We start from the raw sequence: 17,027 nt of genomic DNA on the forward strand, positions 1-17,027 counted from the left end.
TTCTACAAGGGAAATAACATGGTAACAGAAAAACCGTGTGAACCATCAACAATGATGGTTCCATGAACTTTTGCTGCGCGTTCTTCCATTCCTTGAATCCCTAAGCCTTTTTTTACTTTGGATACACCTACGCCATTATCTTTCATCTCTATTTTAATTAATTTATTAAGAACATGTATTTTTACACTTACTGTTGTGGCTTTACTATATTTCATAGTGTTTGTCAGGCATTCGACTAGATTTTCATAAATGATTTTCCAATGAATTGCAGATATTTTTTCAATATTTCCTTGGAAATGAAATGAATTTTGTAAGGGAAAAGTACTAGAAAACTTATCTAACATTAGGCGAATCTGATGAATCCCTAATTGTTCTGTTTTTGGTTTTATATTTTTTAACGTTGCCCGTATTGTATCAAGACCTTCACTCAAAATGTGAATGGCGTTTTGGAGCAGTTCTGTTGCTTTCTCTTGATCAGAGTCCTTCAGCATTTTCATCGCTTTTAGTTGAATTAAAGAACCAGCGATGGCATGTCCAACCTGATCATGGATCATTTGAGAGAGTCGGTTGCGCTCCTCTAATTTAATCGTATATTCGGATTGCTTGAGATATTGATTACTAAGGATAAGCTGTTTTTTTAATACTTGGGACTCATGACGCAATTGGTCATTGATGGTTTCATGTTTCAATAAGTGTTCCTCATATTGTTTTCGCATTTGGAAAATGATTAAAGAAAAGATCAAGATCAATCCAAATATAAATTGTTCCTGTCTAGTTGAGATGAAAAAAAAGGGAGCAATCAGTATAATCAACTGAACCCACTTTTGCTTGATATATTCAAATATATACTCACAGATGTGGATGGGGATGAAGAGGATCAACCACTGATAAACGTTTTGTGACAAAACGAAGCTAACCACAGTTGAAACGATCAATAAAGTTAGTTTCCATCTTCTATCTTTTACTATTTCGATCCCAAGATTTATACAAATCATAATTAAAAGCGCGAGTATAATTTTTGGTAAATCTTGGAGAGATACTTGGATTGTATGTAATATAATGAAAATCAAAATAATGCCTTTTAATGTAATTCTTTCTGCAATCATGAATTGATCCTGCCTGTCAAATAATAGATGGCAATTTGCGTTCGATGTTCTAGACCTGTTTTACTGAGGATGGTTGTAATATAGTTCGCAACGGTACCCTCTGAGATATACAATTCTTGTGAGATTTTTCGATTTGAATATCCTTTGGCAACTAAGTCAATGACACTCAGTTCCCTCGCAGTAAAAAGCTCTGGATCAAAACCGCTATTGGAAGAATGCTGTCCAGATAAGTTTGACTTGAGTTTATTGAAAATGGATTCTTCCAAAATACTATTGCCTTGGTATACACTGCGAATCGCTTCACGAATTCGCTCAGGTTCTGCATTTTTAAGTAGGTATCCTTTTGCCCCGTTTTGAATGGCCTCTAAAATATAATGATCATCATCAAATGTGGTGAGAATAAGAGGTTTTGTCTTTGTCTGGGCAACAATTTGCTTGACAGCCTCTACTCCATTGAGATATGGCATTTGAATATCAAGCAAAGCAATGTCAACATCATATTTTAAACAATAGTCAACGGCTTCTCGACCATTTTCTACCGTCGTTAATACTTTGATCTCCTCATATGATTGTAAAATGATTTTCATTCCTTCTCTTATAAATGAATTGTCATCTGCAATAATCATGCGAATCTCCATTTGCATACTCACTCTCCGTTGTTAAACTGCTTATGCTTATTGTATAACAAACCACATAGTAAAATGGTATCCTTGAAGAATATTGACCCATAAGGGGGCGAAGAGATGAAGGAAAATTCATATACCAATATGAATTCAAAAATGTGGGATCAATGGGCGTTGGATGGTGGAAAATGGTCCACACCCATTACTCATGAGGAGTTTCAGAAGGCTGAGCAAGGAGAGAGCAAGCTCTATCTAACACCTTGTAAGTTGGTACCTAATCAGTGGTTAATCCCTTTAAAAGGTAAAAAAGTGTTAGGATTGGCAAGTGGAGGCGGACAACAATGTCCGATCTTTGCAGCGCAGCAAGCAGATGTAACTGTTTTTGACAACTCCAAAGAGCAATTAGCTTTAGAAGAGTTAGTTGCAAGACGAGAAGGTTATTCGATTGATCTGATTAAAGGAGATATGACCCAACCTCTCCCCTTTGCAGAAGATCAATTCGATTTTATTTTTCACCCTGTTTCGAATTGTTATATTCATGACGTTACTCATTTATGGAGAGAAGCATATCGGGTATTAAAAAAAGGAGGCGTACTACTCGCAGCTTTTGCAAATCCAGCAATCTATTTGTTTTCTGAAGAAAAAGGGCGTGAATTAGAAGTTGTAAACCGTTTACCATATGATGGTCGGAAGCAATCCCAAGAAGAACTGATTGAATTTAGCCATTCATTAGAAACACAAATCGGCGGTCAACTCAAAGCCGGCTTTCAGCTAAAAGATTTATATGAGGATCACCATCATGAAGGTATTTTATCTGAGTATATGCCCTGTTATATCGCGACTCGAGCAGTCAAATAACATGTCTATTTTTTCGATTTAAAATAAGCCAGGCTCCCATAGTAAATACAAGCAGCTAACTGCTTCTGATAGATCGGCTGACTAAGCAAGTTTGATTCAAAACGATTTGATAAATATCCAACTTCAATTAATGTAGTAGGAGCAGTAGAGTATTTTAAAAGATAGACATTCTTTTTTTCAGAAGGATTTGATCTAGCATTTTTAATATGTCTTAACAGCTCTTTTTGAATTGCAATGGACAACTTTTTATTTTCAGGATTTGCAGGATGATAGAATGCTTGTGCCCCTTTGGCAGATCGCCGTGGGAAAGCATTGAGATGAATACTGATCACAATTTGTGGTTTTACTTGTTTAATAAGCTGAATACGATTGGCCAAATCTTCTTTTTTACGGCGGTTTAACCTCTTTGTCCCACGATTTGCCAAGTCTTGATCTTTTTCACGAGTTAAGATAACGGTTGCGCCTGCTTCTTGATAGAAGCTGCGCAAATACTTGGCAATTGGCAGTGTAATATTTTTTTCAATCAAACCCTGCTTACTAACAGCTCCACCATCTGGCCCACCATGTCCTGGATCAAGAATGATCACTTTACCAGTTAATTTAGCAGTTTCAGCATAACTTCCTGAGCTAAATAAGCACATGGACATGAGCATAAAAATAATCGAAAAAATGAGCCATTTTTTATAGAGAAATGAGTTATTGTTCATTTTGGTTCACCTGGTTTTTCTAGCTTTGCGTGTGATCGCAAGCAGCGAAAGTCTCGTGATATATTTTTTGCTGTTTGAAATGGGTTGCAGTTTTAATCACTTTAGAGACAGGTACTAATGAAATATTAGCTTTTTTAAATACGGGTAGCATTGCTCGAATCGCTGTCATTGTATGGACTCCTTGATGTCCTACATGACCAATTCCGACACCCCAACCTTGGGTAGCAGTATGATTGATCAATTGTTGCAGTTGTCTTTTCATATATGAAACCCGGTTTTCATTATCAATAAAGACAGAACGAGCAACACAAGGGACTCCCATTTTCTTTGCTAAGGGAATCGTTATTGATTGAGGAGTGGTGACACTATCCACAACATAAAGATGTTTCTCTTTCGCTACTTCGAGGATCGCCTTCATGACCCGATAATCGGAGGTCGCCTTCGAACCCATATGGTTGTTCATCCCTTTTACATAAGGGATACTTTCTATCTCTTTACGGAGAAGTTGTTTTATTTGTTGGGTAGTAAGGTTGGTCGTGATCGCCCCTGGACCTAACCAATTGCGTTTACCGCGCATCGGTTCCATTGGAACATGAAGGATTACTTCAAAACCTGCTTGATGGGCACGAATCGCATCTGTTCTTGATGTCTTTAAAAAGGGCATGATTGCAACTGTTAAAGGGGCGGAGACAGAAAAAAGTTGATCTGTTCCCCCTTGTCCATTGCCTAAGTCATCAATAATGATGGCAGTTTCTTTTTTTATTGGTTGATTATATTTTATCGTTGCATAAGCTTGATTTTGTGTGCTAATTATCATGCATATACAAAGCAAAAAGAGCCCAAGATATTGTTTCTTCATCTTCTGTCTCCTTTTAACAGTTTCAATGAATCTATCCTTCCTCGGAACACTCGATCTTATACATCTATGATTAGTAAAGGGAAACTCGGTTAAAATGTTCTTGATGCGCAATTTGAAATTGCTCAGGTACACTAAAGCCGCCTGTTTTATAAAAACCTTTTTTGGGGTTCCAGGTTTCATATACTTTTAAAGCATGGGTAATATAAACAGCGTCATCAACATTCAATAAAGTTTCTTTTTTGTAGGGTGGTACTTTTAGTTTTGAATAATAAATAGTGGCAAGACTAATATAGTTTTGTTTATGATGGATTTGTTTATTTTGCTTGAGTTGATTTAAAGCCTTTCCTACAACTACATGATCTTTCTGCATATCGACTTCGCTAAACGAAATATGCATGGATTGAGGATATTTTTTTTCATATTGAAGAATAATTTCTTTCACTTTAGATAATTGGAAACGACCATTTTCTAAGTGATGAATATGTTGTTTTTGTTGATCAATGCCGAGTGCTGAAGATGCTTTTTGGAAGTCATGAATGCGTAGGTTTGGAAAATCCTTTGCTGAAACTTTGTTTTTCGCTGCTTGTTTAATTTGTTTAAAGGCACCACTTTTTCGCCCATCACTTAATAAAACCAGATGAACCTGAGAATGTTTATGAAGATAATTTCGAATGGCAACACCAAAAGATAAGCTCTCATCATCGGCATGAGGACTATAAAAGATTACCGTTTTGGGTTCACTATCTGTTGAACAGCCTTGCAAAAATAGAATAAATATAGACATAACGATTTGTATGATCCATCGCCATCTCATCATCTTTTCCCCTCAAACTATCTAAAGATCATAGCTTTATTTTTCCATATGCAAATTCTTTTATACGATTAATGCAGATTAGTTTTATATATAATATATAAAACTAAAGGAGAGGTTGATCAAACATGACAAACCAATCACAGCCAATCATTCGATTGATGAAGACAGATCAAGAACTGATGTTATCTTTTCCTGTATTAAAACAATTACGTACACACATTCGCGAAGAGAAATTTATTGGCACTATTCGGAGACTTGAAGAGCAAGCAGGTTATCAGCTTGTCGCGGTCTTAGTAACAGATCAAGTAAAAGCGGTAGCAGGCTATCGGATTACTGAAAACCTTGCATGGGGGAAATTCTTATATGTAGATGATTTGGTAACAGACGAACAAAGTCGTGCAGAAGGACATGCAGGTCTACTAATGAATTGGTTAGAAGACGAAGCAAGAAGGAAAAATTGTAACCAATTCCATCTTGATTCTGCTGTACATAGATTTGGCGCTCATCGATTTTACTTAAAAAGTCGGATGGATATTACATGTCATCACTTCCAAAAAGAACTGTGATCTGTGAAATATATAATTTTCTATCCTATTCGAAATAATCCTCGCTTCAATTCATAATTAAAAGTAATTATTCATATTATGAATCGAAGGAGGAGAGCCATATGCAGTATGCAGATTGGTGGAAACGGCCCATTTTAGATTCGATATATATGTATCGTGAACAATTACAGAAGTTAAAACATAAATATCCATCACAATTAAAAAATGAAACATCTCAACTTCGTTTGGAACGGTTGGAAAAAAGGTTAACGCAATTAGAACAGGAGTTGCAAAAATCGTTTCTAATGAACCCATATGTTTTATATCAATTTCAACTAAGTTTAACTCGATTTCAGCAAAAGTTTACCAAATGGTATGATCAACTACAAAGGCAACCGATTGCTCAGATTCAACAAAATGAAGATACAAGTGCGGAGGGTAACGCTGAAGATCAAGCAGAAACGCTCTCTGCTGTACCAATTGGCCAGCACCGGTTACCCCCTCTTCCCTATTCTTATGATGCATTAGAACCGTATATTGATGAAAAGACTATGCATTTACACCATGATATTCATCATAAAAAATATGTGGAAGATTTAAATATTGCAGAACGAGAGATGCAAAAGGCAAGACAGACGGGTAATTTTTCACTTATTAAACATTGGGAGCGAGAGGCAGCCTTTAATGGGGCTGGACATTACTTACATACAATTTTTTGGTATGTGATGAGCCCGAAAGGTGGAGGAAAGCCAAGGGGAGAATTATATGAGCAAATCAAACACGATTTTGGAACCTTCTCCCAATTTAAGAAGCATTTTTCTTCAGCGGCTGAAAAAGTCGAAGGAGGCGGTTGGGCGATCTTAGTCTGGAGTCCTAGAGCACATCGATTGGAAATACTACAAGCAGAAAAACATCAGAATCTATCGCAATGGGATGTGATTCCTTTATTAGCACTTGACGTGTGGGAGCATGCCTATTATCTAAAATATAATAATAACCGGAAAAAATATATTGAAAACTGGTGGAATATCGTCCGTTGGAAAGAAGTGGAGAAGAGATATCATACCGCGAAGCATGTACTGTGGAAACCTTTTTAATAAATGTTAATCAGGGTTGCTCGAGGTGGTGACTGATTGAGCAACCCTATAGTTAATGTGTAACACTTTTACCTGTAACTCCTTGGATCAATTGTGATACTGTTACAAACTGATAACCTTCTTTTTTTAAAATCGGTATAATCCGTTTTAATGCTCGGACCGTTACCATTTGTGTATCATGAAAAAGAACAATATCGCCATTACTGGCGTTTTTCGTCACCTTATTCACGATAAAAGAGACTGAAGGATTACGCCAGTCCTTTGTGTCTTGATCCCAACTCCATAAGATTACTTGTTGTCGATTCTTCTTGGCTAATTTAATAATATCTGCATTATAGTATCCCTCTGGTGGTCGAAAGAGAACTGGACGTCTACCTGTTGTCTTCATGGTAATTTGTTGAGATAAATCCATTTCCTTTTGGATACTTTGACTAGATAAACGTTGTAACTTTTTATGATGATAGGTATGATTGCCGATCTCATGACCTTCTGAAATCATTCTCTTGACAATATGTGGGCGTAGCTTTACTTTCGCTCCCATACAGAAAAAAGTGGCTTTCGCATGGTACTGTTTTAGTATTGAAAGGATTTCAGAAGTTACCATTGGATGTGGACCATCATCAAAAGTAAGCGCGATCCACTTTTTCTTCATTGGTTTTTCCCAGATAATTTCGCCACGCTGTTCATAGTACTTGCGTCCTTTTGGGTCATCAAGAAACTGATCAGCAAAACTATGATCCCAACATCCAGCTATTACAAGTGTGAGACAAAGCATGACAACCATCCCATATCTATAGGTCATGTTCATCTTCCTCTATTGGTTGTTTTAAATAAAAAACTGCTGAACTAGCGAAAGGTCAGCAGCCACATTGATTGGTAACATTTTGCCCCTTTATCTAGCTGTTGGGAATGTTCGGTAGAGCATCTCTGATAAATTCTTGGTTAAACCGTGGATTGGATGACCATTACGCACTTGACGTGCATAAGTGTTTAGGTGACCCACAAAATCAGGATTTGTCGATACATATACATGACGTAGTCGTGGATCAACTTTTCGAGCTTGTTTGGAAATCTTGTGTTCAAGCGACTTGGTCATTTTTTCATTTCCATGGTGACCACGTAAAGCGACAGCTACATATGCTTTGTTGCCATTGATGACAGCTGTAGCATTTTTCACTTCTTTTAAGTGAGTGACTCTCTTTGCCACATGATCTGCTAACCGATAGTTCGTTGCAGTAGTATGAGTCGTAGTACCCATCCGATTATAATGGGTTGGCTGTTGGGGATAATTTACTCGATTAAAAGGAACTTGATCGCGTCTGTTACTTACACGATTTATATTTTGGTTCGCTTTAGTCCGAGTTTTTTGTGTTGTAGGGTGTTGTGCCCCTTGTTTAGACGTTGTGGCACAGCCCGTCATGATGAGGAAAAGTGAGCAGAAGAGCAATGAATATATCTTTAGTTGCTTAATCAATGTAGATACCTCCATCTTTTGTTTTTTGTAGTATGGTTTTAGGAGGTTATCTTTATACATCTATGTTATTATTACATGTTTTTATCTATATAGAACGAGGAAGCCCGCCCTCGTCTGTGAAGACGAAGACGGGCTCCTTCTTGTGGGAGAAGACAGCCTCTGGATGAGGCGTCTCAGGTCACTGCGACGGCTGACGGAACGCCGTGTCCACTCGCTGGAAGCCGTTGTGCAGCTCCTGCTCCAGAACTCGCGCGAACTCGACGGGCGAGCAGCGGCGCACGAGCTTGCAGAACGTCAGTTCGTACAACGTGATGGCGCACAGTCCCATCGTGGTCCCGACGAGCGCCGAAGGGTTGACGACCAGGAAGTAGAAGAGCATGAAGCCCGTCATGGCCACCATCCCGCCGACGAGTCCGGCCCAGAGCGGGATGAGCGACTTGGCGTTCTCCGACTTGAGCCACAGCAGGAAAGCCAGCATGAGCACGCCGACGATGGCGCCGTGGATGAAGTGGAGTCCCAGCTCCGGGTAAAGCATCCGGATGTACTCGGTGGGGTAGCCGGACGAGTCGATCCGGGTGGTGACGACCGTCTGCTTGGCGATCAGGATGGCGATCCCGATGACGCTGATGAGTGTGCTGCCGAGCATGAAGTCGAGCCAGTCGAGCTTCTTCTTCGCGCGGCTGACCACGCAGAAGAGGAACATCATGCCGCCGGCGAAGAGGGGCAGCATGATGATTCGCCCGGTCGGGCTGACCTCGGGGACGGCGTGGAGCATCGCGTAGAAGAGCATGGCGATGAATCGAGAGCCCGCTGCTGCGAAGGCGCCGATGGCGAACCCGACGATCGCGATGATGGCCGGCGCCCTCCAGGTGTGCTTCTTGGTCGACGTCTCCTCGGACCACTGACCGACCATGAGCGGCTGCTGGTCGTCCGTGTCGTGCTGGCTGCCTTCCGAGGGCTGCTCGTCCGGCGCCTTCTGAACCGGCGGCACCTTGACGTGCTCCCAGTCGTCCGAACCGATCTGCTCGTTCTGAACGTCCGGGTCGTGCTGACCGCGTCGATCGGCCGAGGACTGAGCATCCTTGCCGAGCTTGACTCCCGTCTCGGGTTGCGGGGAGCCGATGGGCTCGTGATGGGGCGTCTCCGGCGTCAGTTTGTCGTTGCTCACTGTTTTTCTCCCTTGAGAGTGGTGCATCTGCACCTCGTTCCGAAACGTTTCCTCGATCAATTCGAGTTCCTAGGTAATACCTCCTATGCCTAGGGAATAAATCGTTGTGCTGTACCATTAGGATAACATAATTGTGATTGTTATGCGTATGTTTGAATTTATTCAACTCAGGAATTTATTTGCGTATAGACTGTAAAACACAAAACGCGACAGCCACACATCCTGCAAGCCCAGATCAGAACGTCGCCGTACGATCTTGTAACTTTGTCTACAAACTAAACCCACCTCCATAGCAGAGGTGGGCATTGTAGATAAAGTGATGTTTCCATCATATTTCACGCTTCGCCTTCATTTCAGGATGCGTTGATGTCTTCAAGGCACCACGTCTGCCTGCTCAGGACGGTATCAACTCGGCTATCGCGTCATAGTGAGACTTTGCAGCGATAGCTGCTTAGCAAAACTTGTGCACAGAGTGTGCAGACCGTGCTACCACCTCCTACTCTTCACTACACTTAACAAGGCTTTGTAGTGCCAAGTAAAATGCGGGTTAAGGAGCATTTTCCGTCCGCAGCGAAATCACGATTTCTCCTTCTTCAGCCCAATTGTATGCCCTCTCCTTTTAATCAATTGGGTTTTTCATCAGTCTGACCACCTCTATCATAGAAGTTGGGTTTAATGTGTAAGCATTATTGTTTGCCTTCATATTCCCAGCCAGCGACCCAGCTGATCCAGATAGTTGCTTTTGAATTTGGCTCTGCAACTGAACTTGGGTCAAGAGAGCTTTCCGATTGGATGATCCAAGACATGGGTTCATCTGGAATATTATTTGTCGATTCTGTTTTACCAGAACCAGATTGTTTCACTTCTTTTCCATCAAGGTAGAATTTGATTTTACCTGGTGTCCATTCTGTTACGGCAGTGTGCCATTGATCAAATGAGGCTCCTGTTTCATAACTATCCTGCTGTCCACCACCTTTTGGATGAACAAATCCAGCGATTTTCTTATCTAGCTCTAATTCAGGGAAATCGATTTCACACCCCTTACATTTTTCCTCATTATCTGCCCAAAGGAGCCAAGCCAGTTTATATCCAGGGGTTTTGGTTGTTTTAAAACGGATGGCGTAGCGACCATATTTTTTCCCTGCCATTTTTTTTGGAATCATCGCTGCTACGTGGTTTTTCTGACCATCGTTAAACATATCAATTTTCATGACACCGTCTCCATTCTCTTTCACAATGGAAACCGTTTTTTCTGGATCATAGACTCCACCAAATTTATACTTTTGACCAGTAGGACATCGATTTGAACCTTTGTTACATAACCCAGCAGTGTCATCGTAAGTATTGGGATAAGCACCCCAGTTACTTTGCGTTGGTTCAGGTAGCCCTTGACAGCCCTCTTCCTTACAATCTTTAAAAGAGCCTTTAGGCAACGTGACCCCTTCAAAATCGTCGCTGAAGACTTGCTTCCATCCAGGTAGATCCCCTTTTGGCATGTTAGCGTCATTGTTTGGTACATTTGTTTCATTTTCACCACTTGGCTGTTGATCCTCATTAGATTGGTTATTTGGGGGATTATCTGATGAATTTTCTGGGTTATCTTGGGAGATAATTTCCTGCTCGGGATCAATATACGGATACCATTTCCAGCTATGGAGAGTCTCTCCTTTTACTGCAAAACTGTACATGGGAATGACAGATAGAACAAGAGCGATGGCAATGATGAGAAAAGGTTTTTTCATCTACTCACTCCTATAAAAATATTTAGACTTAAAAGCAACTTACAAACATTATACTAATATAAAATCGATATTCAAAGAAATGTTTGATGTTTATATATATAATATATAGTAATCATTATTAGATTTACTTATTGTGTGATTTTATTAAATCGATATTGATCCGGATGAACTAATCTTCATTTAGTTTCTAACCCTCCAAAGAAAGATAGTACGGGTTGTTTAGATTGTTCGAGTTTTGTTAAATGGCTCTATAAAAATATCTAAATATTCAGTCTTCAGAGACAACTTTTCAGCAAATTCATAAAGGAAGAAGATCGCTGGAAAGGTGCAAAGGTTAATAAAGATTTATTGAAGAAGTTGAAAAAAGTTGATCTCAACTTCTTGTATGCTGGCAACAGCCATGTAGGAATGTATATGGGTGGAGGGAAAATTGTTCACAATTCCAATCCTAAACGTGATGAGAATATATTCGAACTACAAGGTTATGCCTAAATCTAAGGAATCAAATGCATCGTAAAGTAAAGGCTAGGGGTGGTACCTAGCCTTCGTTTGTAGACAAAGTCATATAATGGCTCATGCTCGGGGTTCTCGGCGACGCTCCGACCCGGGTTTGCAAAGATGTGGGTCTATCCGCGTTCTGTCAGCTTTCGCGGCCGGGCAGCCGGGTGACGAATTGTTCACTAGCAAAACTCGCCTCTTTCGGCATCCGCCTGCGGAGACTCGAACAGTTTGCCCGAAAGGAAAATGCCGCTTCAGCTGCCATTCCGCTAAGTTGCGCCCGAAATGGAACTTTGCCAATCACCTCTCCACTCGCTCAACTAGGTTTTTCTTCAGTCTGACACTAGGAGCGATCCCTAGCCTTTTTAATGGCTTTATGTTCACTTTTGGTAGATACGTTTAAATATCGGTTTATTGCCCAGATACTAATCAATGAAAGACCAATAAACATAAATAGCCCTACCCAATGAACTCCCAGCCATTTGGGACTGGGTACATCTTCAAAGATCATTTGAAATAGACTGCTAAAGAGCATAACCGGAAAACCGAAGATCGTAATCAACACGATTAAACGATTACTTTTCATATTTGTATGATTTTCTACCATTTGTTCTAATTCACTAACCGTATCGTACAGCTCGTTTAACTGTGTTTGAATCGCCCAACGCTTTTCAATCGTATCTCGGAAAAGCTGTAAGTAGTAGTCGTTAGAAGAGAACATAGTGGTTAAGATGGTGTGACGAATTTTGGTTTTATTTAGAGTTAGCCAGTTATTGATTTCGCGGATTTTTGCGCTTGAAAGAGCTTGACCTTCAAATAACCAGTTTTGAACTTTGTTCATAATCATGATACATTCACGGTGAATTTCCTGAAAGGCAATAAAACGTTTTACAATTTTTTGCATCTCTTTTCGGTAGGTAGTTAGGTCAAGATTTTTATTGTTCCAATCATCTAGAATAAAGACTCCTTCAGGGTGGATGACAATAAAACCAGAAGGTATTTCTAGGAAATCAAAGGACTCTGGTGAAGGTAATGGATAAATAGGGGGGACTTGATCTTGATATTGTCCAGAAGCGCAGACTGCCAAATAACGTTGCATCGTTGGCGAAGTAACTAGGATTTGTTGTTGTCCTAGAGAGTTCCATTTTGCAGCAGTAAGGTATTTTTTGTTAGATAAGATGGGTTTGCATTCATAAATCCGACAAGGTGCTCCAATCGATCCATCATGAAAGAATGGATTTACTGTAATTGACTTTGCTGGATTGTAAAGTTCCCAGATCGCACCTACGACATCGGACCATTCTAACTTTGAGCCAAATGTTCGTTCATCGATCATCTTTGGAGCTGTAATTGTATGATACGTATCCCATCGGTCATTCCAAGGTTGTGTGGCGATAAATCGATCAGGTGAAATCTTTACTTGTGGACGTGTCCCAAGCCATCGTTCATTTTCTAAATCCTCTAACATCTCCCATAAATCTCTTAGATGAACTTTTAAACGAGCATCTACTTGAATGACAATATCTCTGCCTGTCCCTTTTAATTCTGGACGGTGGATAGCAAAAAATTGAAATCCAGATTGAAGCCAAGAATGTTCTTCTTCATGAATTAAGAAAGATTTTAGCAATCCAATGTAGGTGTTCTCTGTAATGATAAAAGCATTTACCAGCATTGTCTTTTCTGAATCAATCATAGGTAATTCTAATTGAGTAATTGTTGCTTTTTTAAGTCGTAGTATATATTTTTGATATTCCATTTTTAAATAGGACAAAGCGCGGTTAAATTCATCGATATGTTCCAGAAAAGGGAGGTTATAGGGAGGGACATTTTCAATTAGAAGAGAAACAGCTAAGGAGATACATGCTTTTAGCCCATCTAGGACATTGTTTGGATCTACGATTGTATCGATTTTACCATAACTGTCCATCTGCTCTTCAATGATATAAAAACTATGAGCTAGCGCGCTATGAAAACAACCCCAAGACTCAAAAGGTTTTCCTGTTGTTTTAACATCACCTAGTTCCCAGCGGATGGAGTAATCGATCCAATCATATGGAAAATCCTTAATGGGAATGCCTCGATGTCGACAATAAAAAATAATAAAGGAGAGACAAGCATCAGGAGAGAGGTCTTCAAAGTAAAATTCATAATTCTTAATCGTAATATCTTCAAAGAAGAAGGATTCATCGAGGTAATAGAGCATTTCCGAAGTAGATTCAAAAATATCTCCTTGAGCGTGTGTAATGAGTTGATCTGTATAGTAGGCAAGAACCTCATCCCCAAAAAAAACTTGATTTCTAGATTGAGGCATCTGCTTCGTTTCATAAAAGATATGAAGATGATTTAATTCATAATATAGTTCTTGAAGGCATTCGGTTAAATTCATGATGAACACCTCAAATCTGTTCGTCATGGAGAGAAGAAAAGAACATTGATACATCTATACCCATTCCCTACCCTAGACAAACTGTTTGAATATGCCCATAATAAATTTAGCATTTGAATCCAAAAGATGGAGTGAGTGATTGATGTCGTTTATACAGGTTTTGGATCAAGGTTATGTACGTTTAGTAGATAAGATGGGTTCAGATTTAACAGTTGTGAATGCAGCGAGGGTATCCTATGCGAAACAATCAAAAGAATTAACAGATCGAGATATTCGTTTGATTCGTTTTCTTGCTCGTGAAGGACATACTTCCCCTTTTCGTCATGCAGTCTTACAATTTGAAATCTACGCCCCACTCATGGTCGCACGTCAATGGTGGAAATATGTAGTCGGATCAGCTCATATGGAGGGGACAGGCGATAGTTTAGATGCTTGGAATGAATCAAGTCGACGTTATATTACGGAGGAACCAGTCTTCTATGTTCCAAGGAAAGATGAATGGAGGAGTAAGCCGGACAATTCTAAGCAGGGTAGTGGTCAACCCATTGAGTGGGAAAAAGGTGAAGCATTTACAGCCTCATTGATGGAGTACATAGAACAAGGACTGGAGAAATATCAAGCTGCTTTAGATGCGGGGATCTGCGCTGAACAGGCTCGGCTTTTCTTGCCAGCGTATGGTCTTTATGTACGGTGGTATTGGACTGCCTCACTTCAAGCAGTCTGTCATTTCCTCAGTCAGCGCTTGGAGCATGATGCACAAAAAGAAATACAACTCTATGCGAAGGCAATTTTACAATTAAGTGAAGCGCAATTCCCAAACGCCATTGCACAGTTTATCAAAAAAGAAGAGGTAAAATAAACTCACCATTAGAGGTGAGCTTTATTTTTTAAACTGAACCAGTATTGATAACCATTCCATAGGATTATAGTAGATCATCGGATACAGTAAGATCATGTTAAGTAGAATCAAAAAAGGGATGCCAATAACAAAAGTCCAATGTTTGGTTTTGTGACGAACCAAGCGCATTCCAGCAAAAAGACCAACGGCTCCACCGATCAGAGCGATCATAAAAAGTCGCTTTTCTGGAACTCGCCATTTTTGGTTTTTTGCTTGACGCTTATCATAGACCATCATAAAAAAAGCAATTAAGTTTATTATGATTAAATAGATAATCATCATGCCACCAAATAGAAGAACCAGGCTTTCGCCAAAGTTAAGAGAATAAGTTTGACAACAATGTTACTGATAAATCCAACCACTGTACCAGCAGCTACTTTTGCTGCTGTCTGGACGGGTTTTTTATAGTAGATTTCAAGTGCGAAGACAGTAATAAAGGGACCTAACAATACACCAAAAGGCATCCAAAAGAAAAAGATAATCCCTAATGGTGCTGCAACAAGCGTTCCTTTAGAGCCGCCTAATTTTTTTGCTGCAAAGCCAGCCGATAACCAATCGAGCGACATCATGGCAAGCACAAGTCCAATCATTAATAACCAAAACCACCAACCAAGTGGTTCACTGTCGATTAGAAAATGATAGACAAGGAAACCGGCCATCATCAAAGGAGCATCAGGTATACCAGGAACGACAAGTCCAAGGTAAGATAAACAAAATAGCAGGATAACGATACCCCACCAAAGCACACTCCAATCAAAGGAAAAGAAACCAAAATCAACGGGCATTCATTTTTCTCCTCTCCTGAAGAACCTAATTCAAATGATAGTAGAAGTCTATACAAAAGTCTACTTGGTCTTATATGGTGCTAGTGAGTTGATCTCGTCTCATCAAGATGAGGGAATTTTAAGAGCCACCGTTGGAGGGTATGGTAAGCATGAGAACGAGGAGTTAGCCATTGTTTGAGGGAAAAGAGTTTACGGAGAAGAAGTTGTAGGTTATTCAATAGGTGGTATTCTTTTGACCATTTCTCATTTTGAAATAGCTTATATTCTATTTCTTGATAGAGGTTTTCAATGGTGATGGATCTTCGTTTTGCTTCATCCGCAGAGAAGGGATAGAGTTGACAGAATTCGTTAACTAAAAAATCTACATAAAATTGATCCCCATGATGCGAGGAGATTTGTAAGTAACGAATCATATCGATTTTCTTGTCCAGAAAGCTCCATTTAAACGCTTGTTGATATTCAGCTCCTTGATCTAACAAAGAGAAGTAAATCTTAGTCCACTCTAATGATGAAAAATGACATGAGAGGAAGATCTGAATTCGGATCCTTGTCAGGAGAAGGTTCCAAGATTCTATTTCTAGTTGTAAAAGTTGATCTTGTGAGCTGTGAAACCAAGTGATGAATTCTTTAGGTGAATGAAGTGAAAAGTTGTGTTTGATTTGTAACTGTTGAAAGAGATTATATGAAGGGAAATAATGGTACCATTCACTTAACTGATTTTTGAGCGGAGATTGATCAGGGATCAAAGGAAGAAGATAGGAAATGAAATATAAAAATTGTTGAACCATTTGTACTTGTTCGTATCGTACTCTCCAATGCGGGGCAAGTTTTCTTTTTTTTGTGTTCAACATTTTTTGTATAGATAGATCCCACTGTTTAAGTTCACGTGGCAAGTGCTTAAAAAGAGAAAAAAATTCATGCACACGTTGTTGTGGGTTGATCCAACGATAAGTAGCTGGTGTGATGGGATGGCAGAGGATTAATAAGGTTGAGAAAGAGAGCATTTTTTCACTGATTTCAATAGGCGAAAAGATATGAAGCTGCCTGGTTTGTTGAATCGTATCATGACATACTTTAATCCAGTATAGCCATCTCAGATCATCTGAGTGAAATTTGATCCGATTGAGCAAAAATTCAATCAGTAGATTCCATTTACTTTTATTTTTCGGAAAGGAATTTATATCATTATCATTTAACCAATCGCTTATGGCTGTGGGAGAAGACTGTTTTATCAATTGATCAATCATAGAAACCCCCTGTTGATCAAATAATTATTTTTCTTTTATTTTCCTTTTTAGCAGGATATTGGAGATTGATATTGAAATAATTTACAGTAAAGTAATACAAATTCCGGATACATACCGGGTCTAATTAATCGGATAAGCTATCATCACTCTCTCGATAGCAAGTCTGACTTTGGGGTGATCTTATGGTGAAATGGATTGGTACTTTTCTGGTTATTTGCAG

17 protein-coding genes are annotated in these 17,027 nt (G+C 39.5%); 4 read left to right on the top strand and 13 right to left on the bottom strand.

All coding sequences use genetic code 11. The annotated features are described in order from the left end of the window. Window positions 1-2 precede the first annotated feature (2 nt). Window positions 3-1,106: a sensor histidine kinase gene (locus tag BUB71_RS08955; protein ID WP_073154502.1), complete on the bottom strand. Its 1,104-nt coding sequence runs from the start codon at window positions 1,104-1,106 to the stop codon at window positions 3-5. Next, on the bottom strand, window positions 1,103-1,744 hold the full coding sequence (locus BUB71_RS08960; RefSeq protein WP_073154623.1) for a response regulator transcription factor: 642 nt from the start codon (window positions 1,742-1,744) through the stop codon (window positions 1,103-1,105). The genes BUB71_RS08955 and BUB71_RS08960 overlap by 4 nt, the downstream gene beginning before the upstream one ends. A gap of 105 nt (window positions 1,745-1,849) precedes the next feature. Here BUB71_RS08960 and BUB71_RS08965 point away from each other — a divergent pair, with 105 nt between their 5' ends. Further along, on the top strand, window positions 1,850-2,587 hold the full coding sequence (locus BUB71_RS08965; protein WP_073154503.1) for a class I SAM-dependent methyltransferase: 738 nt from the start codon (window positions 1,850-1,852) through the stop codon (window positions 2,585-2,587). A gap of 5 nt (window positions 2,588-2,592) precedes the next feature. Here the strand turns inward: BUB71_RS08965 and BUB71_RS08970 are convergent, their stop codons facing one another. The 3 genes from BUB71_RS08970 to BUB71_RS08980 all read right to left on the bottom strand — a co-directional run bounded on the left by BUB71_RS08970 (window position 2,593) and on the right by BUB71_RS08980 (window position 4,970). Next, window positions 2,593-3,294: an N-acetylmuramoyl-L-alanine amidase gene (locus BUB71_RS08970; protein ID WP_073154504.1), complete on the bottom strand. Its 702-nt coding sequence runs from the start codon at window positions 3,292-3,294 to the stop codon at window positions 2,593-2,595. Window positions 3,295-3,313: 19 nt separating this feature from the next. Beyond that, a complete protein-coding gene (locus BUB71_RS08975) occupies window positions 3,314-4,153 on the bottom strand; it encodes a divergent polysaccharide deacetylase family protein (protein WP_073154505.1) in 840 nt (279 codons plus the stop codon). A gap of 70 nt (window positions 4,154-4,223) precedes the next feature. Then, on the bottom strand, window positions 4,224-4,970 hold the full coding sequence (locus tag BUB71_RS08980) for a PIG-L deacetylase family protein (RefSeq protein ID WP_084731335.1): 747 nt from the start codon (window positions 4,968-4,970) through the stop codon (window positions 4,224-4,226). 122 nt (window positions 4,971-5,092) lie between these two features. Here BUB71_RS08980 and BUB71_RS08985 point away from each other — a divergent pair, with 122 nt between their 5' ends. Together BUB71_RS08985 and BUB71_RS18835 are read left to right on the top strand one after the other, a co-directional pair. Then, the gene (locus BUB71_RS08985; RefSeq protein ID WP_073154507.1) at window positions 5,093-5,533 is read left to right on the top strand and encodes a GNAT family N-acetyltransferase; all 441 of its coding nucleotides are present in this window, start codon (window positions 5,093-5,095) and stop codon (window positions 5,531-5,533) included. Between the two features lie 101 nt (window positions 5,534-5,634). After that, on the top strand, window positions 5,635-6,609 hold the full coding sequence (locus tag BUB71_RS18835) for a superoxide dismutase (RefSeq protein ID WP_084731337.1): 975 nt from the start codon (window positions 5,635-5,637) through the stop codon (window positions 6,607-6,609). 52 nt (window positions 6,610-6,661) lie between these two features. On the opposite strand, the gene BUB71_RS08995 is transcribed toward BUB71_RS18835, so the two are convergent. The 5 genes from BUB71_RS08995 to BUB71_RS09015 form a co-directional block, all read right to left on the bottom strand. After that, on the bottom strand, window positions 6,662-7,411 hold the full coding sequence (locus BUB71_RS08995) for a polysaccharide deacetylase family protein (RefSeq protein ID WP_073154508.1): 750 nt from the start codon (window positions 7,409-7,411) through the stop codon (window positions 6,662-6,664). Between the two features lie 90 nt (window positions 7,412-7,501). Beyond that, window positions 7,502-8,083 (bottom strand): YhcN/YlaJ family sporulation lipoprotein, encoded by a 582-nt coding sequence (locus BUB71_RS09000; protein WP_073154509.1) that lies wholly within the window; start codon window positions 8,081-8,083, stop codon window positions 7,502-7,504. 178 nt (window positions 8,084-8,261) lie between these two features. Beyond that, on the bottom strand, window positions 8,262-9,311 hold the full coding sequence (locus tag BUB71_RS19080; protein ID WP_139279044.1) for an FUSC family protein: 1,050 nt from the start codon (window positions 9,309-9,311) through the stop codon (window positions 8,262-8,264). Between the two features lie 626 nt (window positions 9,312-9,937). Next, complete coding sequence (locus BUB71_RS09010) at window positions 9,938-10,993, bottom strand: glycoside hydrolase family 16 protein (protein WP_073154511.1); 1,056 nt, start codon at window positions 10,991-10,993, stop codon at window positions 9,938-9,940. 841 nt (window positions 10,994-11,834) lie between these two features. Beyond that, on the bottom strand, window positions 11,835-13,877 hold the full coding sequence (locus BUB71_RS09015; RefSeq protein WP_073154512.1) for a hypothetical protein: 2,043 nt from the start codon (window positions 13,875-13,877) through the stop codon (window positions 11,835-11,837). Window positions 13,878-14,019: 142 nt separating this feature from the next. On the opposite strand from BUB71_RS09015, the gene thyX reads away from it, so the two are divergent. Next, complete coding sequence (gene thyX, locus BUB71_RS09020) at window positions 14,020-14,736, top strand: FAD-dependent thymidylate synthase (protein WP_073154513.1); 717 nt, start codon at window positions 14,020-14,022, stop codon at window positions 14,734-14,736. Between the two features lie 21 nt (window positions 14,737-14,757). Here thyX and BUB71_RS09025 read toward each other — a convergent pair whose 3' ends face one another. The 3 genes from BUB71_RS09025 to BUB71_RS09035 form a co-directional block, all read right to left on the bottom strand. Then, window positions 14,758-15,057, bottom strand: coding sequence for a DUF1294 domain-containing protein (locus BUB71_RS09025; RefSeq protein ID WP_073154514.1), 300 nt, complete (start codon window positions 15,055-15,057; stop codon window positions 14,758-14,760). Next, entirely contained in the window at window positions 15,054-15,560 is a 507-nt protein-coding gene (locus tag BUB71_RS09030) for a DUF456 domain-containing protein (RefSeq protein WP_073154515.1), read from the bottom strand. Before BUB71_RS09030 ends, BUB71_RS09025 begins: the two co-directional genes overlap by 4 nt. Window positions 15,561-15,640: 80 nt before the next feature. Further along, window positions 15,641-16,807: a hypothetical protein gene (locus BUB71_RS09035; RefSeq protein WP_073154516.1), complete on the bottom strand. Its 1,167-nt coding sequence runs from the start codon at window positions 16,805-16,807 to the stop codon at window positions 15,641-15,643. Between the last annotated feature and the right edge of the window lie 220 nt (window positions 16,808-17,027).

Origin of the sequence: Seinonella peptonophila, assembly GCF_900129355.1 — a bacterium.
Classification (GTDB): domain Bacteria; phylum Bacillota; class Bacilli; order Thermoactinomycetales; family Thermoactinomycetaceae; genus Seinonella; species Seinonella peptonophila.